The sequence below is a fragment of the Serratia sp. ID 25-353 genome, from assembly GCF_054792795.1.
Genome location: NZ_CM139236.1, coordinates 4,097,904 through 4,118,747 on the forward strand (window position 1 = coordinate 4,097,904; position 20,844 = coordinate 4,118,747).

A 20,844-nucleotide genomic window follows, 5' to 3' on the forward strand; every position below is an offset into this window, starting at 1 on the left:
AAACCGCCTCAAACGTCGGCGACGCCCGCCGGTTTCACCGCTCTGCGGCTCACCACCGCGGGGGCGGTTTCATCGAGAAAACAACTCAATACGCCGGCACACACGGCGCCGGCCGCCGCCAGCCACATCACGCTGACCAGCCCGTAGCGATCGGCGATCAGCCCGGCGATAAACGGCGCCAGACAGCCGCCAATCACCTCGCCAATCCCCATCACCAGCCCCAGCGCGGTCGCGATGCGGGCCGGCGACACCGTTTCAGACGGGATGGTGGCCATAAACAGCGTGAAGCAACCAAGGCCGGTATAAGACAGGAACACCAGTACGCCCAGCAGCCACGGGTTAACGACGTAGCTCAGGAACAGCGGGCAGCATACCGCCAGCAGCGAAAAGAAGATCAGCGTCGGCTTGCGGCCGAGGCGATCGGAGATCGCCGGCACCGCCACGCCCCAGAACACCCAGGCAGCGCCGATGGCGCTCATGATGCCGCCCATCGTGCCTTCACCGAAGCCACGGTCGGTCACCAAAAAATTAGGGGTGAAGGTAATGATGATCATGAACCAGGTGACGAACACGCAGGAGATCAGAATGCACAGCGCCACGTTCTTGATTTTAAACAGCTCGCCGTAAGCGCCTTTGTTCGCCGCCTTGCCGGCCGCCGGCGCGGCGCTGAAAGCGGGGTCCTTCTTGCCGTTCACATAGCGATAGATCAGCCACGCCAGAATGATGCCCGGCACGGCGGTCAGATGAAACGCCATGCTCCAGCCCCATTTCTGTGCCAGATAGATGATCAGCGGCGGCGCGATAATGCCGCCCAGCAGCCCCGGCGCCGCCCCCTGGATCAGCCCCATGTTGAAGCCACGGCGCTGCGGCTGCGATTTTTCCACCATCAGCGATTGCGCGATCGGCAACACCGGCCCTTCGGCGATCCCCATCAGCGCGCGGAAGATCAATAACATGGCAAAACCGCTGACCAACCCCGACAGCGCGGAGAACAGCGAAAACACCAGGATCGACAGGATCAGCATCGGTTTACGGATATTAAAGCGATCGGCAATCGCCCCCAGCCCGGCGCCGGACAACGCCCAGGTCAATGCCAGCACCGCCGACAACGTACCAAGATGCACGTTGCTCAGCTTCAAATCGGCGGCAATCATCGGAAACAGAAAAGAGATGGTCAGACGATCGACGAATACGCAGCCGAAAACGAAAAACAAAATGATCAGCAATCGGTTCTCTTCGCTCAATCGCGAGCGCTGTCCTGGCGAATTATTCATAGCGTCATTAGTCCATAAGTTAACTTATGAATGGCGAGCGGCCATGGCATAAGTCGGTTAAGCGCTCGGCCAAGAGAGATAATGGCCATCGGTCACGACAACAACTCATTAACATATTAACGATATAAACTTATCTCAAGCTACGGGCATGTCAAACGGCCGTTGAAAACGGCGACGGAGAGGCGATTCAGGTATTTTTCACAGAACGCGAATGACATGAAAATAAATCAACATTATGTTTTTAATGATTTAAATAAAATTAACCGGCACTTTTTAATTTTATCTAAAAAGCCAAAGCACCGTGATTTATAAACAGGTTAATAAATAAAACTTAATTCCTTCTTATAAATGGACGACATTTCCCTTTTCATCGGCCGCATTGCCCCACCCGCTTTATTATTTGAATCCGTTTGCTTTATCACGGTTATGGCGCGAACGATTAACTCTATTGTGTTAATCAATAATCACGCCATGACATTATCAATGCTGAATAATAATAAAAGCGCAGGCCGTGACCGGAATCACAAACAGAACGCCCTTTAACGCCCTGTGAATGGGTTATTACCGGCGCGGCTAGCTTATGCCAACTCGATCCAACCCCGGATGAAAAAACGGCGGCATGATAAGCGGCAGGTAACCAGCAAGGAGATGAACATGACGACAGCACTGACAAAAGCCGGTTTCTGGCGCAAAACCGCCGACTCTTCATCGCTGCGTGAGCCACGAGTGCTGATTCGGGTCTACGTTGGCGAAGGCGAAATCGATCGCGCCATCGCGTTTTACGAGCAGCTGCACGGCGTAACGGCGGACATGCGCTTCGATTTTCCCGAGCATCGGTTGGTACTGGCGGCGGTGGGACCGTTTCTGATCCTGGAAGGGGCGGAAGAGCAGTTGCGCCCTTTCCGCAGCACTGTCGGCACGCTGCTGGTCGATGACATTTATCCCTACCACCAGCGGCTGCTGGCCGCCGGGGCCGAGATCTTCTTCGGCCCGGTGGAGGTGCCCACCGGCGCCTGTTTCAATGCGCGCCTGCCGGACGGCACGACTGTCGAGTACGTGCATCACCGGCCGCGCGCAGACGAATAAACCGCCTCAGGGCAGCACCGGCTTCATGGCGTAACGACACAGATCCTTGCGCAGGCTGACCATGTACAGCACGATCACCGCCGAGAACGGCAGGCCGCAGAGCACCACCGCGGTCTGCATCGCGCTGAAACTGCCGGCGTACAGCAACCCGGCACACACCAACGTGGTGACCGCCGCCCAGAACACCCGCAGCCAGGCCGGCGCGTCATCATGGGCGGAACCGCCCTGGCAGGAGAGGTTCGCTATCATCAGCGTGCCGGAATCGACCGGCGTCAGGAACAGCACGAAACTGATCACCACCACGAAACCGGCAGTCAGTTGGGTATAGGGCAGGTATTCGAACAGCTTGAACACCGCCATCGGCGGATCGCTTTGCGCCACCTGTCCCAGGATCGCCTGCCCGCCTTCCAGCACCAGACTGATGGCGGTATTGCCGAAGATCGACAGCCACGCCAGCGTGAAACCCAGTGGGATCAGCAGCACGCCGAAAATCAGTTCGCGAATGGTGCGCCCTTTGGAAATGCGCGCGATAAACAGCCCGACGAACGGCGCCCACGCCACCCACCAGGCCCAGTAGAACAGCGTCCAGGCGCCCTGCCACTGGCGCGCCTTGCCGTACAGATACATATCGAAGCTGCGGCTGACCAGCGAGGTCAGATAATCGCCGAGGTTTTGCAACATGCCGTTCAGCAGATTCAGCGTCGGCCCGGCCAGAAACACGAACAGCAGCAGCAGGCACAGGAAGCCGACGTTGATGTTCGACAACATGGCGATGCCCTTCTCGACGCCGGTGACCGCCGCCAGCGTGGCCACCACCATCATCACCACGATCAGCGCCAGCAGCACGCCGGTGCTTTGCGGAATATCGAACAGATAAAACAGCCCCGAGTTCACCAGCAGCGCGCCGATCCCCAGGTTGGTTACCATCGAGATCACCGTCACCAGAATGCCGAAACTGTCCACCAGATGACCAACCCCGCCGTGGATGCGTTCACCGAAGATCGGGTATAACGCAGAGCGCAGCGCCAACGGCAGGCCGCGGCAATAGGCGAAATAGGCCAGCGCGGTGGCGATCAGCGCATACAGCGCCCAGCCGTGCAGCCCCCAGTGCAAAAAGGTCAACGCCATCGCCTGTCGCGCCGCCTGCACGGTGCCGCCGCTGCCTTCCGGTGGCGACAGGAAGTGATCCAGCGGTTCATAAGCGCCGTAGTACACCAGCGCAATGCCGATACCCGACGAGAACAGCATCGCCACCCACGAGGGATAGCTGAACTGCGGCGGCTCGTCATCCTGGCTGAGGCGAATATGGCCGAAGCGCGACAGCGCCAGCCAGAAGACGAATGCCATACAGACGACCATCAACAGCATGTAGTACCAACCGAACACGTCGGCGACCCAGCTTTGTGCGGCGTTCAGCCACAGTTTGCTGGCGGAGGGAAACAGCACGACCAGCGATCCCAATAGCAGGATCACCGCCGCCGAGCCGAAAAATACCGGAGCATTCAATCTGACAGGTTCTTCGTCAAGCGATGGAGGAGTTTTTGTTGTCATTGGCAGGCTTCCATGGTGCGAAAGACAGACGATTTCAATGCAACTTTCAGTTAACATTTTATCGTCATTTATTTGACATTTTTGCAGCATATAGAGTATTGATTGACCGTTCAATCAATCAAATCCAAAGTGTGATTGGCCTATCAGTTGGGGAAAATATGTACCGCAGAGATATTCCGGAACAGCGTAAGGAGCAGCTGATTAACGCCGCCTTCGAGACCATTAACGTTGTCGGGCTGGCCGGCGTCACCCTGTCTCAGGTGGCGAAAGAAGCCGGGCTGTCGACCGGCATCGTCAGCCACTATTTTGGCGATAAAGAGGGGTTGCTGAGCGCCACCATGCGCAAAATTCTGCGCGATCTGCGCGACGCGGTGGCCGAATGCCGCGCGCAGGCGGCGAGCGACAGCCAGTCACAGCTGTTCGCCATTATCCAGGGCAACTTCCACTCCAGCCAAACCAACGCCGTGTCCATGCGCGCCTGGCTCGACTTCTGGGCCGCCAGCATGCACCAGCCGGTGCTGCGCCGCCTGCAGCGCGCCAACGATCGGCGGCTCTATTCCAATATTTGCTATCAGTTTCGCCGCGAGCTGCCGTTACGCCAGGCGCGTGATGCCGCACGTGGGCTGGCGGCAATGATCGATGGACTTTGGCTACGCGGTAGCCTGGCCGGTGATGAGACCGACCTGAAGCAGGACTGCCGCATCGCCTGCGACTACGTGGCACAGCGGCTCAATGCCGCGCAGCCGCTGGGGTGAACGCCCTCGTCAGCGCGATTCCTGCTCTTCGCTGTACTGGGTTTGCCACATCGCGGCGTAGCGGCCGTTCGCGGCCAGCAGCGCCTCGTGCCCCCCGCGCTCGACGATCTCCCCCGCCTCCAGCACGATGATCTCATCGGCGTCCACCACGGTGGAGAGCCGGTGGGCGATCACCAGCGTGGTGTGGTTGCGGCTCACCTCGCGCAGGTGCCCCTGGATTTCGCGTTCGGTCTGGGTATCCAGCGCGCTGGTCGCCTCGTCGAACACCAGGATGGCCGGATTTTTCAGAATGGTGCGCGCGATCGCCACCCGCTGCTTTTCACCGCCCGACAGCTTCAGACCGCGCTCGCCGACCCGGGTGTCGTAACCGTCTGGCAGACCGACGATAAAATCATGGATATGCGCCAGCCGCGCCGCCCGCTCGATTTCTTCATCGCTGGAGCCGGTCTTGCCGTAGCCGATGTTGTAGCGCAGCGTATCGTTGAACAGCACCGTATCCTGCGGCACGATGCCGATCGCCTGCCGCAGGCTGGCCTGGGTCAGTTGGCGAATGTCCTGGCCATCGAGGGTAATGGCGCCGCTCTGCACGTCGTAGAAGCGGAACAGCAGCCGCGACAGCGTGGACTTGCCCGCGCCGGAGGCGCCGACCACCGCCACCGTGTGGCCCGCCGGAATGGTAAAACTCACCTGCTTGAGGATCGGCCGGCGCGTGTCGTAACCGAAGCTGACCGCATCGAACCGCACTTCGCCGCGATCGAGGCGCAGCGGCTGCGCATCCGGGCTATCGACGATTTCACGCTTTTCCTGCAGCAGATCGAACATGTTCTCCATGTCGATCAGCGCCTGGCGCACCTCGGAATAAATAAAGCCGAAGAAGTTCAGCGGCTGATACAGCTGCAGCAGATAGGCGTTGACCAGCACGAAGTCGCCGACCGTCATCGTCCCCTGCGTAATACCCTGCGCCGCCATGGCCATCATCACGATCAGCCCGATCGAAATAATGGCAGTTTGCCCCAGGTTGATCGCCGTAAAACTGAATTGGTTCTTGATGGCGGCGTATTCGTACAGCCGGCGCGACAGGTCGAAACGCTCTGCCTCGAACTCTTCATTGCCGAAGTACTTCACGGTCTCATAGTTCAGCAGGCTGTCGATGGATTTGCTGTTGGCATCGGCGTTGGCCTTGTTGAGCTCGCGGCGAAAGCGGGTGCGCCAGCTGACCGCCAGCACGGTAAACAGGATGTAGCAGCCGACCGTCGTCAGGATCGCCAGCGCGAACCAGCCGTTCAGCATATGCCACATGATCGCCGTGACCAGCGAGAGTTCGAACAGGATCGGCACGATGGAGAACAGCAAGCGCGACAGCACCGTGGCCACCGCCTGGGTGCCGCGCTCGATGGACAACGACAGCCCGCCGGTCTGGCGCTCCAGATGGAAGCGCAGGCTCAGCGCATGCAGCTGGCGAAACACCCGCACGCCCAGCAGGCGCGTGGCATTCTGGCTGACGTGAATGAACATCACGTTGCGCAGCTCCTCAAACAGCGCGCCGCCCACCCGCGCCACGCCGTAGGCGACGATCAGCCCCAGCGGCACCGCCAGCATTTTCGCCGTCTCGCCGCTCAGCGCATCGACCATCGCTTTGTAGGCCAGCGGCACCAGCGTGGTGCTGACCTTGGCCGCCACCATGAATACGAAGGCCACCACCAGATACCCCCGCAGGCGCGGGTTGTCTTTCGGCCACAGGTAGGGCAGCAGGAATTTCAGCAAACGGGAACGATCCATCATGTAATATTCATCTTCTCGGTCGGGATCGCGGCGCACGGCCGCGCGGGGGTTATGAGTTTGGCCTGGCCGGCGGCGAACGCCGCCGCCATCCCGTTGTCCTGCGGCGGCAACTCAGCATCATCCGTCAGGAGAAGCGGCGGCGGCTCGGGCAAAGTTCAGGCATGGAGGAGACAATCACATGACCCAGACGTATGCAAAGCGCTTTGCGCAGGTCTTTGACTATATCGACCGCCACCTGGACGAGGCGCTCACCGTCGAAAAACTGAGCGAAGTGGCCCACTTTTCGCGCTTTCATTTTCAACGCCAGTTTAGCGCGTATTGCGGCATCTCGGTGTGGCGTTATATCCAATGGATGAGGCTCAAACGCGCCTCGTACCGCCTGGCGTATAACCCACTGGAGCCGGTGATTGACATCGCGCTGGACGCCGGTTTTCAAAACCCGGAGTCCTTCAGCCGCGCCTTCAAACAGGCGTTCAGCCAAACGCCAAGCCAGTTTCGCAAACGGCCGGCCTGGATCGATTGGCAGCAGCGCTTTCCCGAGCCGAAACACAAAAGGAAACAACCCATGAAGGTAGACATTGTCGACTTCCCGGCCACGCCGGTGGCGATGATCGAACATCGCGGCCCGTCCGCGCTGGTCAACGAAACCGCCGCGCGCTTTATCGAGTGGCGCAAAACCAGCGGCCTGTCGCCGGTCAGAAGCAGCCGCACTTTCGGCATCGCACCGCACGATCCGGCCACCACCGAAGCGCAGGACTTCCGCTTCTTCATTTGCGGCGAGGTCACGGCGCCGATCCCCGCGGACAACGCCTTTGGCGTGGTGAACAGCACGCTGCCGGCCGGGCGCTGCGCGCTGCTGCGCCATCACGGCTCGCTGGATGGGCTCTCGGAAAGTGCCCATTATCTGTACCGCGAGTGGTTGCCGGCCAGCGGCGAGGAGCTGCGCGATTTTCCGCTCTATTTCCACTACCACAACTTCGTGCACGAGGTGGCGGAATATGAACTGGTGACCGATCTTTACCTGCCGCTGAAGTAACTGACATCTGGCTCCGCAAGGAGCCAGATTGACGTTAACAGGACGGCGACGAACCTTGCGGCGGCAGATAACGCTGCGGATCGAGCGCGGTAGCGCGGTAGCGGATCTGGAAGTGCAGGAACACCGAATCGGTGCCGGTGCTGCCCATGGTGCCGATCTTCTGCCCCGCCTTCACATCCTGGCCGTTGCGCACCAGCGTGGTGTCGTTGTGCGCATAGGCGGTAATAAAGTCTTCGCCGTGCTTAATCATGATCAGGTTGCCGTAGCCGCGCAGCTGGTTGCCGACGTACACCACTTTGCCCTTGGCGGAAGCGTAGATCGGCTGGCCGCGTTTGCCGGCGATGTCGATGCCCTTGTTGCCGCCATCTGAATTGGAGTAGGCCTGCACGATCCGACCGCTGGTCGGCCAACGCCAACAGCGGGCTGCGCCCGGCGGCGGCGTTTGCTTGGCGATCGCGGCGGAAGACGCTTTACGGCGCGTGGCGGCGGTTTTGGTCGGCGCGCTGCCGCTCAGCCGCAGTTTCTGCCCCACTTCCAGGCTATAAGGCGGGCGTATCTTGTTGATTCTGGCCAGATCGCTGACTTCGCTGTCGGTGATCCAGGCGATGTAGTACAGCGTATCGCCCCGTTTGACGGTGTAGGACTTGCCGGTGTAGCTGCCCTTCGGCAGTTTATCGTAGTCGCGGTTGTAGGTGTTTTTACCCGAACACCCGGCCAACAACAGCCCCAATGTCAGACACACCGCGATGCGGCGCCACCCAGCCCATTTGCTTCCTGTGCTCAAATCCAGTCCTCAGTCGTCGTTTCGGTTCTGATACGCGTCAGCCGCACAGTGTAACATTTGCGCCGGGTCAGTCAAAAACCCCCAGACGGTCTATGCTAAACAGGTAAGGATGACTGATTAATTACCCAACGACGAAATGGAGTACTGTCATGTTGAACCTCGACCGCAATAATCTGCCCCTCCTGAGTGAAGAACTGCTCAAAAAGCAACGTACCACCCTGCTGATCATCGCCTTCCTGCTGCTGGCGGGCGGCATCCTGTGCCTGGTCAATCCTTTTGCCTCCGGCGCAGCGCTGAGCATCGTGGTCGGCATCCTGCTGCTGTTGAGCGGCGCCGGGCTGATTATCGCCATGATCGCTAACCGGGCGCAGAATACCTGGCCGATGATCGGCGGCATTTTGCTGGGCGTGGCCTACCTGATTATCGGCTATGTGTTCATCACCAGCCCGCTGGCGGGCATTCTGGCGCTGGCGGTGTACCTCGCCGTACTGTTCGCGCTCGGCGGCATCGCGCGCCTGGCAGCGGGCTACATGCGCCGCGGGCTGCCGGGCAACTGGCTGCAGTTCGTTATCGGCGTGCTCGACTTGATCATCGCCTGGATGCTGATCGGCTCAGGCCCGGCGGCGTCGGTCACGCTGGTGACGGCGATCGTCGGCATCGAGATGCTGGTCAGCTCCTTTGCGCTGTTCCAGGCGGCGAATCTGTTTAAACGCGCCTGACCCTACCCGCCCGCCGCCGCGGGCCCCATCGCTTTCGTTGTTTCCAGAAAAAACAAGGCGATACCCCCTCTGCTTGTCCGTGGTTATCTTCATCGGTAAGTGCCAATATAAGACGGAGACAAGGGAGCAAAAGCCGATGACCACCCATTCCAACCCGCTGAACTCACGGGAAGTTTGCCTGCAATTACGCCACTTCAATCAGGTAATCGGGCAACAATGTCGCAATATGGCGCGCCAAAAAGCCACCTGCCCGTGCTGCCTGGCGGACATTGCCACCGGCTGCGACGCCGGTATCAAACTGTGCGGGCAGCAGCTAGCCAAACCCAGCCCGCAAACCCCGTTATTCCAGCAGATCCGCAACTTGCTGCTCGATCTGCGCGCCGAAGCGAAAGGGGTTCGCAGAATCGAGACGCTTAATCGCACCAACAATGAAATATCCTGGCTGTTGCGCGAGCTGTATTTCGAGACGTTCTGACTCCGCCTTTGTCGGGGCCGCTAAAGCGCCAGGCTGTAGTAATGCTCTTCCTTTTCAATCTTGCCGGTGAAGCGAAAGCCGTAGGCGAGATACAGGCTTTTGGCGACGAGATTATGCTCATCAATCATTAACGTCACCTGCTCTACGCCGTGCAGCCTGAAATGCGCGAGTATCGCGGCGAAGCTCTCACGCCCCAACCCCTGCCCCATAAACTTATGGTCAAGCATATAGCGACACAGCTCAGCCTCATGCGGGTTATGCGGCCAGCGCTTGTACATGAAAAAACCGATGAGTTCGCCGTCGCGGTAGAGCGCGCGGGGCTGGCATTCCGGAAAAAACGCCGCCTCGGAAATGGAGATGGCGTTACAGCAAATAAACGCCTCAAACACGGTGCCAACACCGTCTTGATTCGACGTCAGTTCGCACACGTCAAACAGGTTGTCGCGGTTAATCTCGCGTATTTCAATCATAACGACATCTCGGTGGGGTAAGCGGGAGGAGTCTGCTTAAAAGCGACTGGCGGAAGGAATGGCAGCCGGCGCGATGTTAACCGGCAGCAGCGGTTTTCGGCAACACAAAATCAACCCGTCGATTCTTGGCCCGGCCCGTAGGCGTGTCGTTGGACGCCACCGGCTCAACCTCACCTTTTCCCTGCTCACTCAGGCGAGATTTCTCTACGCCATGTGCGATCAGCCAGGCAGCCACCGCACGCGCGCGTCGCAGCGACAGATCCTGATTATATTTATCGCTGCCCACCGCATCGGTATGCCCCTCGATCACCACCTTCCCTACCGGTTCGGCAGCGATAAATTGCGCTACCTGTTGCAGCGCAGGCTCCGCTTTAGCGGCAATCGCATCGCTGTCGAAGGCGAACAGCACATCGCTGCGCATCGATAACGTGACGGTATTTTTGCTGTTTCTGACGGAAATGTCGGCGGATTGTTTAGCCAGATCCGCGGCCTTACTTTGCAGATCAAGGACGCCGGCATTCAGCTCCGAGGGCAACCCCACCAAATCCAGCCGGGTAGCCTTGAGATCGAGTATCACCGGTTTCCCTACCGATACCGGCTCTCCGCCGTCAGCCCATGAACCGAATGACACCAGCCCAAGGGCTAGCACCCCGCCCACGCAGGCGGCTTTCCTGAGGCCGTTCATCGCTCAACGATCCGTAATGACTATCGGCCCGAGCGGCTCGACGTTGGCGATCGTCAGGTACACCTCCTTCACGTCAGGTGGAGGCGCGGGGAAGCTGCCAAACCAGGTGGCGACATAGGGAATGCCTGAGCTTGAGCTGAATGACACGCTGGGAGAAGTCAGTGGGACATTATTGCTATCGGTAAGCAGCAGGTATTTTTTATTACCCACCAGAAGATAGAAGGATTTCTCAAGACTGCTTTTATCCAAACTGCTATACAAGCCTTGTCCGTTAAGGTTGTCTTTCAACCCTTTGAAACGCACCTTGATGGTCAGGATTTCACCGTGGCGCACGGCCTCAGTCACTTGCGCTTCGGCCACGCCGCTGCTGACGATCCCGGTAGCCAACGGTGTCACGGGAGCATCCTCCGCGAACGCCATGCCGGGGAACATTATCGAAGCAAACAGACAGGAAATGACGAATTCTCTGACATGCTGCATGATCGGAGTCCTTATTCAGGGGGAATGGAAGATTGTTCTTTCAATAATCTGCCAATTCCGCTGCGGTCACTCTGTCCCGGAATTATAGTAAAGCCCCCCATATTCATGAGAGTTATCCCTGAAAGCGTAACCTTGGTCACGTTATGCTTCCGCATGAATTCTCATCCGTTAGCGCTTATTTTGCTGAATGACCTGCTTCATACCGGCATTCCCTTCTGCTCATCCTCTCTGCTGTTCACGCCACTTTACGACCGCCGTCACACCTCGCCACCGCCAAATTGCGTTGGTTATAGAGTCGTCTACAATTCAATCGAATTACCCCCTACAACATCAGAAATTATTATTATTAGAGGTGATTATGTTACAGAAACACGAAAACGTAATAAGTATGACTGTACTAAGCCCGCAAGCCACCCAACAACTGATGCCTTCGTTTTCCTCCTTGCCCCACACGCAACACGCCGACGGAAAATATCGCCTGCGCCGTTATTCGGTCGTCAAATACCTCAACCCCAACGTCGCCGAAGTGGGGCCGCGCACCTTCATGCAGTCCGATCAGATCAACCACTTCCAGGGCAACGTGGTGCGCCGCTTCGAGCCTATCGACAGCGCCGTACTGCAGAGCGCCGGCATGGCGGAGATGTGCAACCTGTTTGCAGAAAGCAACGAACTGCCGGAAGGCGCCGAGATAGAGATCCACCAGATGCGCGTGGTCGCCATCGAGAAAGACACCCAGGTGGCGCCGGAAGGTATTCACCAGGATGGCTTCGACCATATCGCCATGATCGCCATTCACCGGCACAACATCGTCGGCGGTGAAATCATGCTGTACGACGACAGCCACCACGATCCCTTCTTTAAAAAAGCGCTGGCGGACGGTGAAGCCGTGCTGCTGGCGGACAGCAAACTGTGGCACAACGCTACGCCGATCAACGCCGTAAGCCCAGCTGAAGAGGGCCATTTGGATCTCTTCGTCCTCACCGCACGGGGAGAGAAAGCATGACCTTTACGCCCGAGCTCGCCCGACGCCAGTTCAGCGCCCTGTCCCAGCACATCGACGGCAAACCGGCGATCTTTTTCGACGGCCCCGGCGGTGCACAGGTTTCACGGGGCGTGCTGGAAAAAATGACCGACTATCTGGGGAAATACAATGCCAACCTGGGCGGCCACTACTTCTCCAGCCGGGTCACCGGCGAGGTGATGGGCCAGGCGCGAGAATCGGTGCGCGCCTTGTTAAATGCGCCTTCGCCCGACAACATCGTCTTCGGCATGAATATGACCACGCTGACCTTTCATCTCAGCCGCATCATCAGCCGCGACTGGCGGGCCGGCGATGAGGTCATCGTCACCGCGCTCGATCACTACGCCAACGTCTCCAGCTGGCAGCAGGCCGCCGCCGACAAAGGGGCCGTGGTGCATCAGATACCGCTGGAGAGCGCCGACTGCGCATTGGACGCCGCGAAAGTGTGTGAGCGCATCAACGCCAACACCCGCCTGGTGGCGGTCAGCTACGCCTCCAACGTCACCGGCAGCATCGTCGATATCAAAACCATCGTCGAAGCCGCGCATCGGGTCGGCGCGCAGGTGTATGTCGACGCCGTGCACTATGCGCCGCACAACCTGATCGACGTACAGGCGTTAGGATGTGACTTCCTGGTGTGCTCCGCCTACAAGTTCTTTGGCCCGCACGTCGGCATGGCCTACCTCGCACCGCAGTGGCTGCAACGCCTGCGGCCTTACAAGGTCGAGCCGGCCACCGATGTCGGCCCCGGCCGTTTCGAGACCGGCACGCAGAGCTTCGAAGCGCTGGCCGGCGTCGCGGCCGCGATCGACTATCTGGCGCAGTGGGGAACACCCGATGCGCCGTTAAGGCAGCGTTTGCAGGAGAGCTTCGCCGCCTACCATCGGCATGAAGAGGCGCTGTGCCGCCACTTTTTGCAACGGCTGCAGCACCTCGACGGCGTGCGACTCTACGGCCATTCACAGGCAGACAGCGCGCGCCGCACGCCAACCTTCGCCCTGACCTTCAGCGGCCAGACGCCTGACGCGATCGCCCGCCGCCTGGGGCAGCACAACATCTGCGCCAGCAGCGGGCATTTCTATGCGCTGGGTCTGATTCAGCAGTTGGGGTTACAGGACGGCGGCGTGCTGCGCATCGGCATGATGCACTACAACACCCAGGGCGAAATAGACGCGCTGTTTAAGGTGATCGCCGAAGATATACTCAGTTAACTCGCCACATCGGCCCGCTCACCTTATTGAGCGGGCCATCGCGGCACGCTGGGGGTAGAATTAAGGGGATTTTATTTTAGAAATGGATTTTTACTTTGCGAAAATATGCAGTTATCGCCGCCGCGTTGATGATGTCTTCCTGCGCCACGCCGGAGAAATGGGAAGCGCAAACGGCAACCCCAACGCCCCTTGAAGCGGCCAGAACAAGCTGCCAGCAGGCAGCCGAACAGCGCTATCCCGTGAATCTGTCTTTACGCGCCAGCTCACCGACCTTCTCCTCCATGACGATCAACGGCACAGAGATCCCCAATACCGGTGGCGGCGCCTTTCCCTCGGACAGCAATGAAATGCGCAGAACAGAACACGTTAATGCCTGCATGAAATTGGAAGGATGGGAAAATAAAAATAAGGTGACGGGGTTATTGGCATTTTTATTTAACTAACGGCAACACGGAATAGCTCGGAATTACCGCGCTCAGGCAGCGGTAATTCCGCCCTATTGACCGGCACCGACAGCCTGACTATTTTGCTACGATATAACAGGTTACACCTCTCCTCCATTCAGGGCGATAATCAAACAAATGGAATAAATCAATTTATGAGTGAGAAAGACACCCCCCTAAAAAAGCCGCAGAGCCATATCAACAAAGCGGTATTCTTTACCTCTGCAGTCCTCATTTTTCTTCTGGTCGCGTTCGCCGCCTTTTTCCCCGACGTCGCTGACAAGAACTTCAAGCTTCTACAGCAACAAATTTTCACCAACGCCAGCTGGTTTTATATTTTGGCCGTGGCGCTGATTTTGCTCAGCGTGACGTTTCTGGGGCTTTCCCGCTACGGCGACATCAAACTTGGCCCCGATCATGCGCAACCCGATTTTCGCTACCACTCATGGTTTGCCATGCTGTTTTCAGCGGGAATGGGCATCGGCCTGATGTTCTTCGGCGTGGCTGAGCCGGTGATGCACTACCTCTCGCCGCCGGTCGGCACGCCCGAAAGCGTCGAGGCGGCCAAACAGGCCATGCGCCTGACCTTTTTCCACTGGGGGCTGCACGCCTGGGCGATCTACGCCATCGTGGCGTTGATTCTGGCCTTCTTCAGCTATCGGCATGGCCTGCCGTTGACTCTGCGCTCTGCGCTTTATCCGATCATCGGCGACCGCATTTATGGCCCTATCGGACATGCCGTCGATATCTTCGCCGTCATCGGCACCGTGTTCGGGGTCGCAACCTCGCTGGGTTATGGCGTGTTGCAGGTCAACGCCGGGCTTAACCACCTGTTTGGCGTGCCGATCAACGAAACCGTTCAGGTGATCTTGATCGTGGTGATTACCGGGCTGGCCACCATTTCCGTGGTTTCAGGGCTGGAGAAAGGCATACGCTTTCTGTCAGAGTTGAATCTTGGCCTGGCGCTGTTGCTCCTGGCTTTGGTCTTGCTGTTGGGGCCAACCGTCCTGCTGTTGAAATCCTTTGTGGAAAATACCGGCGGCTATCTGTCCGAGCTGGTCAGCAAAACGTTCAACCTGTATGCCTATGAGCCAAAATCCAGCAACTGGTTAGGCGGATGGACGCTGCTCTACTGGGGGTGGTGGCTCTCCTGGTCGCCTTTTGTCGGTATGTTCATCGCACGGGTTTCCCGCGGCCGAACCATCCGCGAATTTGTCACGGGCGTGCTGTTCGTCCCGGCCGGCTTCACCCTCATGTGGATGACGGTGTTCGGCAACAGCGCCATTTACCTGATCATGCAACAGGGCGCGACAGACCTCGCCACTACGGTACAGCAAGACGTGGCGTTGGCGTTGTTTAACTTCCTGGAGCATTTCCCGTTCTCCAGCGTGCTTTCGTTTATCGCCATGGCGATGGTGATCGTCTTTTTTGTCACGTCCGCCGATTCCGGCGCCATGGTCGTAGATACGCTGGCTTCGGGCGGCTCCAGCAACACGCCGGTTTGGCAACGCATTTTCTGGGCATCGCTGATGGGCATCGTCGCCATCGCCTTGCTGATCGCCGGGGGGCTCAGCGCGCTGCAAACCGTCACCATCGCCAGCGCATTGCCGTTCTCGGCCATCTTGCTGATATCCATTTACGGCTTGCTTAAAGCGCTGCGCCGCGACCTGACCAAGCGCGACAGCCAAAATATGGCCACCATCGCCCCCACCGCCGCCCGCAACCCCATTCCCTGGCAGCGCAGGCTGCGCAATATCGCCTATCTGCCAAAACGCTCGCTGGTTAAGCGCTTTATGGATGAGGTTATCCAACCGGCCATGACGCTGGTGCAGGAAGAGCTGAGTAAACAAAACACGCTCAGCAGCATCAACGCCACCGCGGAAGACCGCATTCGTTTCGAGGTCGATTTGGGCGATGAGCTTAACTTTATCTATGAAGTCAGACTGCGCGGCTACAGTTCGCCGACGTTCGCTCTGGCCGGGCTGGATAACGATGAACAGCAAGCCGAGCAGCACAAGTATTATCGCGCGGAGATCTACCTGAAAGAAGGCGGCCAGAACTACGATGTCATGGGCTGGAATCAGGAGCAGTTGATCAACGATATTCTCGACCAGTACGAAAAGCACCTGCATTTCTTGCATCTGGTGCGCTAAAGGCCGACATGCCGTCCCCAGGGGCGGCATTTTTTTGCCCTGCTTTCCTCACCACGGCGCTGATGATGCTGGTGGGTTGGCAGACAACCAGTGATAACGCTTACAGGGACAAAGGATTGGGTTGGGGTAATCTTTCTGAGAATCAGGATGTTTTCAGGAGGGAGCGCTGGAGCGGGTGAAGGGAATCGAACCCTCGTATGCAGCTTGGGAAGCTGCCGTTCTACCATTGAACTACACCCGCATCGGTGTGCGACAGGCATTATAACCGGTTATCGGCGGCGGGCAAGCGGAGATGGCGCGTAACTGTCGATGTTTTAAGCGGTTAAGTCCGGTGGGCGAAAAAAAACCGGCGCAGTTGCCTGCACCGGTGGTTTCACGCTAAGCGGAATTATTTCTGTGGGCGCATCGCCGGGAACAGAATCACGTCGCGGATGGTATGGCTGTTGGTGAACAGCATCACCATACGGTCGATACCGATGCCCAGACCGGCGGTCGGCGGCAGGCCGTGCTCCAGCGCGGTGACGTAGTCTTCGTCGTAGAACATCGCTTCGTCGTCGCCGGCGTCTTTGGCGTTCACCTGATCGGCAAAGCGCTGTGCCTGGTCTTCGGCGTCGTTCAGCTCGGAGAAGCCGTTGCCGATTTCACGGCCGCCGATGAAGAACTCGAAGCGGTCGGTGATTTCCGGGTTAACGTCGTTGCGGCGCGCCAGCGGCGACACTTCAGCCGGGTACTCGGTGATGAAGGTCGGCTGAATCAGATGGCTTTCCGCCACTTCTTCGAAGATCTCGGTCACGACGCGGCCCAGACCCCAGCTCTTCTCAACCTTGATGCCGATGGATTCGGCGATGGCCACCGCTTTGCCCATGTCGGCCAGGTCAGCCAGATCGGTTTCCGGACGGTATTTCTTGATCGCCTCGGTCATGGTCAGCTTCTCGAACGGCTTGCCGAAGTCGAACACTTCGTCGCCGTACTGTACCTGAGAGGTGCCCAGCACTTTCTCGGTCAGAGTGCGGAACAGGGTCTCGGTCAGCTCGATCAGGTCTTTGTAATCCGCGTAAGCCATGTAGAGTTCCATCATGGTGAACTCTGGGTTGTGACGCGGAGAAACGCCTTCGTTACGGAAGTTGCGGTTGATTTCGAACACGCGCTCAAAGCCGCCGACCACCAGACGCTTCAGATACAGTTCCGGCGCGATGCGCAGGTACATGTCGATATCCAGCGCATTGTGGTGCGTGATGAACGGACGCGCGGACGCACCGCCCGGGATCACCTGCATCATCGGGGTTTCGACTTCCATGAAGCCGCGTTCCACCATGAAGTTGCGAATAGCCGACATCACCTGAGAACGCACTTTGAAGGTGTTGCGCGATTCTTCGTTGGCGATCAGATCCAGGTAACGCTGGCGGTAACGGGTTTCCTGATCCGCCAGGCCGTGGAATTTGTCCGGCAGCGGGCGCAGCGCTTTGGTCAGCAGACGCAGCTCGGTGCAGTGGATCGACAGTTCGCCGGTCTTGGTTTTGAACAGCTTACCGCGCGCGCCGAGGATATCGCCCAGGTCCCACTTCTTGAACTGGTCGTTGTACACGCCTTCAGCCAGATCGTCGCGCGCGACGTACAGCTGAATGCGGCCGCCCACGTCCTGCAGCGTGACGAAGGATGCCTTGCCCATAATACGGCGGGTCATCATGCGGCCGGCGACGGTCACTTCTACGCCCAGCGCTTCCAGCTCTTCGTTGTCTTTATCGCCGTACGCGGCGTGCAGTTTGTCGGAGGTGGAGTCACGACGGAAGTCGTTCGGGAACGCAATGCCGTTCTCGCGCAGGCCGGCCAGTTTCTCGCGGCGGGACTGCAGTTCGTTATTGAGATCCAGCGCCTGATCGGCGCCCTGTACTTGTTGTTCAGACATTTCTATTCCTCATAACCCGGCTTTCAAACTTGCCTCAATGAATTTATCCAGGTCGCCATCCAGTACGGCCTGCGTATTACGCGTTTCGACGTTGGTGCGCAAATCCTTGATGCGGGAGTCATCCAGCACGTAAGAACGGATTTGGCTGCCCCAGCCGATGTCGGACTTGTTGTCTTCCATCGTCTGCTTATCAGCATTTTTCTTTTGCATCTCAAACTCGTACAGCTTGGCTCGCAGCTGTTTAAACGCTTGATCCTTGTTCTTATGCTGAGAACGATCGTTCTGGCACTGCACCACGATGTTGGTTGGCAGGTGAGTAATACGTACGGCGGATTCGGTTTTGTTGACGTGCTGACCGCCCGCACCGGAGGCGCGGTACACGTCGATACGCAGATCCGCCGGGTTGATTTCGATATCGATATCGTCGTCGACTTCCGGGTAGATGAACACCGAGCTGAACGAGGTGTGGCGACGGCCGCCGGAGTCGAACGGGCTCTTGCGCACCAGGCGGTGAACGCCGGTTTCAGTGCGCAACCAGCCGAACGCGTAGTCGCCGATGATCTTGATGGTGGCAGACTTCAGGCCCGCGACGTCGCCGTCGGACTCTTCGATCACTTCGGTCTTGAAGCCCTTGGCTTCGGCCCAGCGCAGATACATACGCAGCAGCATGCTGGCCCAGTCTTGCGCTTCGGTGCCGCCGGAGCCGGCTTGGATATCCAGGTAGCAGTCGGCGCTGTCGTATTCGCCGGAGAACATACGGCGGAATTCCAACTGATCCAGCTTGCTCATCAGTTGATCCAGCTCGGCGACCGCTTCGTTGAAGGTCTCTTCATCGTCGGCTTCCACCGCCAGTTCCAGCAGCCCGCCGACGTCTTCGCCGCCCTGCTCCAGCTGCTCGATGGTTTCAACGATGGCTTCCAGCGCGGCGCGCTCTTTGCCGAGCGCCTGTGCGCGCTCCGGCTCGTTCCACACGTCCGGCTGCTCCAGCTCGGCGTTGACTTCTTCTAGGCGTTCCTTCTTGGCATCATAGTCAAAGATACCCCCTAAGAACCGCAGTCCGCTCGGACAGGTCCTGAATTCGGTTTTTTACCGGGTTAATTTCAAACATGGTTTCGTTCTTTTACGTTGATGTCGTCGATGGCGGAATGCCATTGGAACCGCTAATTCTAACGGATCCGGGCGGCAGTTTATAGCGAGTTGGTCAGTTTTTGTGGCGATCGGGAAGGATGCGGGGGATTGGAGAGCCCAATCCCCGAATTGTGTTCAATTTCGCCTCAGCGCGGCCAAAGATGCTGGATCAGCAGCTGCACGTTGCGGTTACCGCGAAACTCGTTGACGTCGAGCTTGTAGGCCAGCTCGACCTCGCGCACGCTGCTGTCCGGCCACAGCGTGGTGTCCACGTTGAACGCGATACCGTCGAGCAGCGGGCCGCCGCCGAGCGGTTCCACCATCAGCTTCAGGTGTTTCTCGCCCACCAGCCGCTGCTGCAGAATGCGGAACTTGCCGTCGAAGGTCGGTTCCGGGAACGCCTGGCCCCACGGGCCGCCCTCGCGCAGCAGCTCCGCCGTCGTCAGCGACAGCTCCTGCATCGCCAGTTCGCCGTCGGACCAGATCACCCCTTCCAGCATCGCCGGATCGAGCCATTCCCCCACCAGCTCGCCGAAGCGCTGGCGGAACTCGTCGAACCTGGCCTCTTCCAGCGACAGCCCGGCCGCCATCGCGTGGCCGCCGAACTTCATCATCAGGCCGGGGTTCAGCATATCCAGCCGCTCCAGCGCGTCGCGCATGTGCAGACCGGGCACCGAACGGCCGGAGCCTTTCAGGATGCCGTCGCCCGCTGGCGCGAACGCGATCACCGGACGGTGGAAACGCTCTTTGATACGTGAAGCGAGGATGCCCACCACGCCCTGGTGCCATTCCGGGTGATACATCGCCAGCCCGTAAGGCAGCTCGGTGCTGGTACGCTCCAACTGGTCGCACAGCTGCAAGGCTTCCACCTGCATGCCCTGCTCTATCTCGCGCCGCGTCTGGTTCAGCGCGTCGAGATCGTTGGCCAGCATGCGCGCCTGCGCGATGTCGTCACTCAGCAGCAGCGCCACGCCGATCGACATATCGTCCAGCCTGCCGGCGGCGTTGAGACGCGGGCCGAGGGCAAAGCCGAGATCGTTGGCCGCCAGTTGGCGGGCATCGCGGTTGGCCACTTCAAGCAGCGCGCGGATGCCCGGTCGGCATTTGCCGGCGCGGATGCGGTTTAACCCCTGATACACCAGAATGCGGTTGTTGGCGTCCAACGGCACCACGTCGGCCACGGTGCCGAGCGCCACCAGATCCAGCAGTTCCGCCAGATTGGGCATCGCCAGCGCGCGCTGCTCGAACCAGCCGCTGTCCCGCAGCCGGGCGCGCAGCGCCAGCATCAGGTAGAACGCGACGCCCACCCCGGCCAGCGATTTGGACGGGAAACCGCAGCCGCGCAGATTAGGATTGACGATCGCTTCGGCCGCCGGCAGGGTCTCACCCGGCAGGTGGTGATCGGTCACCAACACCTGCATCCCCTTGGCGTGCGCCACATCGACGCCGGCATGGGAGGAGATGCCGTTATCGACGGTGACGATCAGCTCCGCGCCGCGCGCCGCCGCCTGCTCCACCACTTCGGGGCTCAGGCCGTAGCCGTCTTCAAAGCGGTTCGGCACCAGGTAGTCGACGGCTGCGCCGCCCATGCTGCGCAGCGCCAGCACCGTCAGCGCGGTGCTGGTAGCGCCGTCGGCGTCGAAATCGCCCACAACCATAATGCGGCGGCCGTCGGCCAGCGCCTGTTGCAGCAGGCTGACGGCGGCGTCGATGCCGTCCAATTGTTGCCAGGGCAGCATGCCCTTGACGCCGCGCTCCAGCTCCTGCTCACCCTGCACGCCGCGCAGGGCGTAAAGCCGACGCAGCAGCGGCGGCAAACTGGCGGGCAGATGCGTGTCGTCCGCCGCCGGCCGGCGGCGTAGTTGCGTTTTAATACTCACCGGCG

At 59.1% G+C, this 20,844-nt stretch carries 19 protein-coding genes and 1 tRNA gene; 9 read left to right on the forward strand and 11 right to left on the reverse strand.

What is annotated here, in order from left to right; all coding sequences use genetic code 11:
- Window positions 1–8: 8 nt before the first annotated feature.
- The gene (locus ACYF6X_RS19695; RefSeq protein ID WP_063990712.1) at window positions 9–1,274 is read right to left on the reverse strand and encodes an MFS transporter; all 1,266 of its coding nucleotides are present in this window, start codon (window positions 1,272–1,274) and stop codon (window positions 9–11) included.
- Window positions 1,275–1,928: 654 nt separating this feature from the next.
- Here ACYF6X_RS19695 and ACYF6X_RS19700 point away from each other — a divergent pair.
- Complete coding sequence (locus tag ACYF6X_RS19700; protein ID WP_049193888.1) at window positions 1,929–2,360, forward strand: VOC family protein; 432 nt, start codon at window positions 1,929–1,931, stop codon at window positions 2,358–2,360.
- A 6-nt stretch (window positions 2,361–2,366) separates the two neighbouring features.
- On the opposite strand, the gene ACYF6X_RS19705 is transcribed toward ACYF6X_RS19700, so the two are convergent.
- Window positions 2,367–3,911, reverse strand: coding sequence for a BCCT family transporter (locus tag ACYF6X_RS19705; protein ID WP_130018260.1), 1,545 nt, complete (start codon window positions 3,909–3,911; stop codon window positions 2,367–2,369).
- A gap of 158 nt (window positions 3,912–4,069) precedes the next feature.
- Between ACYF6X_RS19705 and betI the strand changes: the two genes are divergently transcribed.
- Window positions 4,070–4,666 (forward strand): transcriptional regulator BetI, encoded by a 597-nt coding sequence (betI, locus tag ACYF6X_RS19710; RefSeq protein WP_130018261.1) that lies wholly within the window; start codon window positions 4,070–4,072, stop codon window positions 4,664–4,666.
- A 9-nt stretch (window positions 4,667–4,675) separates the two neighbouring features.
- Here betI and ACYF6X_RS19715 read toward each other — a convergent pair whose 3' ends face one another.
- On the reverse strand, window positions 4,676–6,445 hold the full coding sequence (locus ACYF6X_RS19715) for an ABCB family ABC transporter ATP-binding protein/permease (RefSeq protein ID WP_126178804.1): 1,770 nt from the start codon (window positions 6,443–6,445) through the stop codon (window positions 4,676–4,678).
- A 181-nt stretch (window positions 6,446–6,626) separates the two neighbouring features.
- On the opposite strand from ACYF6X_RS19715, the gene ACYF6X_RS19720 reads away from it, so the two are divergent.
- Window positions 6,627–7,484, forward strand: coding sequence for an AraC family transcriptional regulator (locus ACYF6X_RS19720; RefSeq protein ID WP_130018262.1), 858 nt, complete (start codon window positions 6,627–6,629; stop codon window positions 7,482–7,484).
- A 34-nt stretch (window positions 7,485–7,518) separates the two neighbouring features.
- On the opposite strand, the gene actS is transcribed toward ACYF6X_RS19720, so the two are convergent.
- Window positions 7,519–8,268, reverse strand: coding sequence for an amidase activator ActS (actS, locus tag ACYF6X_RS19725; protein WP_063990709.1), 750 nt, complete (start codon window positions 8,266–8,268; stop codon window positions 7,519–7,521).
- A gap of 149 nt (window positions 8,269–8,417) precedes the next feature.
- On the opposite strand from actS, the gene ACYF6X_RS19730 reads away from it, so the two are divergent.
- Both ACYF6X_RS19730 and ACYF6X_RS19735 read left to right on the forward strand, forming a co-directional pair.
- The gene (locus ACYF6X_RS19730; protein ID WP_033644791.1) at window positions 8,418–8,987 is read left to right on the forward strand and encodes an HdeD family acid-resistance protein; all 570 of its coding nucleotides are present in this window, start codon (window positions 8,418–8,420) and stop codon (window positions 8,985–8,987) included.
- A 136-nt stretch (window positions 8,988–9,123) separates the two neighbouring features.
- Window positions 9,124–9,462 (forward strand): hypothetical protein, encoded by a 339-nt coding sequence (locus ACYF6X_RS19735; protein WP_063990707.1) that lies wholly within the window; start codon window positions 9,124–9,126, stop codon window positions 9,460–9,462.
- Between the two features lie 20 nt (window positions 9,463–9,482).
- Here ACYF6X_RS19735 and ACYF6X_RS19740 read toward each other — a convergent pair whose 3' ends face one another.
- From ACYF6X_RS19740 to ACYF6X_RS19750, 3 genes are all read right to left on the reverse strand, one after another.
- Window positions 9,483–9,932 carry a GNAT family N-acetyltransferase gene (locus tag ACYF6X_RS19740; RefSeq protein ID WP_063990706.1) on the reverse strand — a complete coding sequence of 150 codons (450 nt, stop codon included), beginning with the start codon at window positions 9,930–9,932 and terminating at the stop codon, window positions 9,483–9,485.
- Window positions 9,933–10,008: 76 nt separating this feature from the next.
- Complete coding sequence (locus ACYF6X_RS19745) at window positions 10,009–10,617, reverse strand: OmpA family protein (protein ID WP_063990705.1); 609 nt, start codon at window positions 10,615–10,617, stop codon at window positions 10,009–10,011.
- Between the two features lie 3 nt (window positions 10,618–10,620).
- Window positions 10,621–11,097, reverse strand: coding sequence for a hypothetical protein (locus ACYF6X_RS19750; protein ID WP_063990704.1), 477 nt, complete (start codon window positions 11,095–11,097; stop codon window positions 10,621–10,623).
- 388 nt (window positions 11,098–11,485) lie between these two features.
- On the opposite strand from ACYF6X_RS19750, the gene ACYF6X_RS19755 reads away from it, so the two are divergent.
- The 4 genes from ACYF6X_RS19755 (at window position 11,486) to ACYF6X_RS19770 (ending at window position 15,925) form a co-directional block, all read left to right on the forward strand.
- Window positions 11,486–12,100: a 2OG-Fe dioxygenase family protein gene (locus ACYF6X_RS19755; protein WP_233221938.1), complete on the forward strand. Its 615-nt coding sequence runs from the start codon at window positions 11,486–11,488 to the stop codon at window positions 12,098–12,100.
- Window positions 12,097–13,329 carry a cysteine desulfurase-like protein gene (locus ACYF6X_RS19760; RefSeq protein ID WP_130018263.1) on the forward strand — a complete coding sequence of 411 codons (1,233 nt, stop codon included), beginning with the start codon at window positions 12,097–12,099 and terminating at the stop codon, window positions 13,327–13,329. The genes ACYF6X_RS19755 and ACYF6X_RS19760 overlap by 4 nt, the downstream gene beginning before the upstream one ends.
- 95 nt (window positions 13,330–13,424) lie before the next feature.
- The gene (locus tag ACYF6X_RS19765; RefSeq protein WP_233221939.1) at window positions 13,425–13,772 is read left to right on the forward strand and encodes a hypothetical protein; all 348 of its coding nucleotides are present in this window, start codon (window positions 13,425–13,427) and stop codon (window positions 13,770–13,772) included.
- A 155-nt stretch (window positions 13,773–13,927) separates the two neighbouring features.
- The gene (locus ACYF6X_RS19770) at window positions 13,928–15,925 is read left to right on the forward strand and encodes a BCCT family transporter (RefSeq protein ID WP_197817105.1); all 1,998 of its coding nucleotides are present in this window, start codon (window positions 13,928–13,930) and stop codon (window positions 15,923–15,925) included.
- A 167-nt stretch (window positions 15,926–16,092) separates the two neighbouring features.
- Here ACYF6X_RS19770 and ACYF6X_RS19775 read toward each other — a convergent pair.
- The 4 genes from ACYF6X_RS19775 to recJ all read right to left on the reverse strand — a co-directional run bounded on the left by ACYF6X_RS19775 (window position 16,093) and on the right by recJ (window position 20,839).
- Window positions 16,093–16,166 (reverse strand) — tRNA-Gly (locus ACYF6X_RS19775).
- A 147-nt stretch (window positions 16,167–16,313) separates the two neighbouring features.
- Entirely contained in the window at window positions 16,314–17,831 is a 1,518-nt protein-coding gene (gene lysS / locus ACYF6X_RS19780) for a lysine--tRNA ligase (RefSeq protein WP_033649459.1), read from the reverse strand.
- 9 nt (window positions 17,832–17,840) lie between these two features.
- A protein-coding gene (gene prfB, locus ACYF6X_RS19785; RefSeq protein WP_107227931.1) for a peptide chain release factor 2 occupies window positions 17,841–18,939 on the reverse strand; the annotation gives its coding sequence in 2 pieces (ribosomal slippage) (window positions 17,841–18,863 and window positions 18,865–18,939; 1,098 coding nt in all).
- A 166-nt stretch (window positions 18,940–19,105) separates the two neighbouring features.
- A complete protein-coding gene (gene recJ, locus ACYF6X_RS19790; protein ID WP_063990700.1) occupies window positions 19,106–20,839 on the reverse strand; it encodes a single-stranded-DNA-specific exonuclease RecJ in 1,734 nt (577 codons plus the stop codon).
- Window positions 20,840–20,844 lie beyond the last annotated feature (5 nt).

Bases quoted from the DNA above. Each gene is read 5' to 3' on its own strand.
- ACYF6X_RS19695 (WP_063990712.1), bottom strand. From the start codon at position 1,274: ATGAATAATTCGCCAGGACAGCGCTCGCGATTGAGCGAAGAGAACCGA.
- ACYF6X_RS19700 (WP_049193888.1), top strand. From the start codon at position 1,929: ATGACGACAGCACTGACAAAAGCCGGTTTCTGGCGCAAAACCGCCGAC.
- ACYF6X_RS19705 (WP_130018260.1), bottom strand. From the start codon at position 3,911: ATGACAACAAAAACTCCTCCATCGCTTGACGAAGAACCTGTCAGATTG.
- betI (WP_130018261.1), top strand. From the start codon at position 4,070: ATGTACCGCAGAGATATTCCGGAACAGCGTAAGGAGCAGCTGATTAAC.
- ACYF6X_RS19715 (WP_126178804.1), bottom strand. From the start codon at position 6,445: ATGGATCGTTCCCGTTTGCTGAAATTCCTGCTGCCCTACCTGTGGCCG.
- ACYF6X_RS19720 (WP_130018262.1), top strand. From the start codon at position 6,627: ATGACCCAGACGTATGCAAAGCGCTTTGCGCAGGTCTTTGACTATATC.
- ACYF6X_RS19730 (WP_033644791.1), top strand. From the start codon at position 8,418: ATGTTGAACCTCGACCGCAATAATCTGCCCCTCCTGAGTGAAGAACTG.
- ACYF6X_RS19735 (WP_063990707.1), top strand. From the start codon at position 9,124: ATGACCACCCATTCCAACCCGCTGAACTCACGGGAAGTTTGCCTGCAA.
- ACYF6X_RS19740 (WP_063990706.1), bottom strand. From the start codon at position 9,932: ATGATTGAAATACGCGAGATTAACCGCGACAACCTGTTTGACGTGTGC.
- ACYF6X_RS19745 (WP_063990705.1), bottom strand. From the start codon at position 10,617: ATGAACGGCCTCAGGAAAGCCGCCTGCGTGGGCGGGGTGCTAGCCCTT.
- ACYF6X_RS19750 (WP_063990704.1), bottom strand. From the start codon at position 11,097: ATGCAGCATGTCAGAGAATTCGTCATTTCCTGTCTGTTTGCTTCGATA.
- ACYF6X_RS19755 (WP_233221938.1), top strand. From the start codon at position 11,486: ATGACTGTACTAAGCCCGCAAGCCACCCAACAACTGATGCCTTCGTTT.
- ACYF6X_RS19760 (WP_130018263.1), top strand. From the start codon at position 12,097: ATGACCTTTACGCCCGAGCTCGCCCGACGCCAGTTCAGCGCCCTGTCC.
- ACYF6X_RS19770 (WP_197817105.1), top strand. From the start codon at position 13,928: ATGAGTGAGAAAGACACCCCCCTAAAAAAGCCGCAGAGCCATATCAAC.
- lysS (WP_033649459.1), bottom strand. From the start codon at position 17,831: ATGTCTGAACAACAAGTACAGGGCGCCGATCAGGCGCTGGATCTCAAT.